Source organism: Bacillus sp. Nf3, from assembly GCF_003028545.1.
Classification (GTDB): domain Bacteria; phylum Bacillota; class Bacilli; order Bacillales; family Bacillaceae; genus Bacillus; species Bacillus safensis.
Map to the genome: position 1 here is coordinate 1 of NZ_PYUA01000020.1, position 877 is coordinate 877.

Below are 877 nucleotides of genomic sequence, written 5' to 3' on the forward strand. Positions count from 1 at the left end.
GCGGTCCTCGTCGGTAGCACGCAATGCGGCATGCCAGGCGGTGGCGCCTTCCAGCGCGTGGCGGATCTCCAGCACGTCGAAGCGGTATTCCGGATCGCCCTGGAACAGCGGCAGGTACGGGGCCAGCGGTTCGTCCAGCGCCTGCCGTGCCCGCGCTGCCGGCTCAGCCACATAGGTGCCGCCGCCCACGCGGGCGGTCAACAGGCCCTGGCTGGCCAGCTGCGCGATGGCCTCGCGCAGCGCGGTACGCGAGACCCCCAGCTGTACCGCCAGCGTGCGCTCGGCCGGCAGCCGGTCGCCCGGCTGCAGCCGTTGTTCCTGCACCAGGCCGCGCAGCTGCGCGGCCACCTTGTCCGAAATGCGTTGCGTGCTCATGGCGCCATTGTGGCCTGAAGCGAGCAATGAGGGGTCAGACAGCCGGGCATGGCTCAGGGGATCATCCAGGTCAGCCAGTAGGCTTGGGCCAGGGTGATCAGCCCGACCATCGTGGTGAAGATCAGGCTGTGCTTGACCGTGAAGCGGAACAGGTCCGATTCCTTGCCGGCCAGGCCCACCGCAGCGCAGGCGATGGCGATCGACTGCGGCGAGATCATCTTGCCGGTCACCCCGCCGGTGGTATTGGCCGCCACCAGCAGCACATCGGACACGCCGATCTGCTGCGCGGTAGTGGCCTGCAGCGCCGAGAACAACGCGTTGGACGAGGTATCCGAACCGGTCAGGAACACGCCCAGCCAGCCCAGGAAGGGCGAGAAGAACGGGAACGCATCGCCGGTATGTGCCAGCGCCAAGGCCAAGGTGGCCGACAGTCCCGAGTAGTTGGCGATGAAGGCGAACGCCAGCACCATGCCGATCGAATAGATCGGCATGCGCAGCTCGC

Annotated in this window: 2 protein-coding genes; both read right to left on the minus strand. The window is 67.8% G+C overall.

Going from position 1 to position 877, the window contains the following annotated elements; all coding sequences use genetic code 11:
* Positions 1–375 (minus strand): GntR family transcriptional regulator (locus C9414_RS20635; RefSeq protein WP_142398062.1); only part of this gene is annotated, 375 nt, incomplete at its 3' end.
* A 53-nt stretch (positions 376–428) separates the two neighbouring features.
* On the minus strand, positions 429–877 hold a 449-nt coding region (locus C9414_RS20640; RefSeq protein ID WP_181286171.1), incomplete at its 5' end, for an L-lactate permease.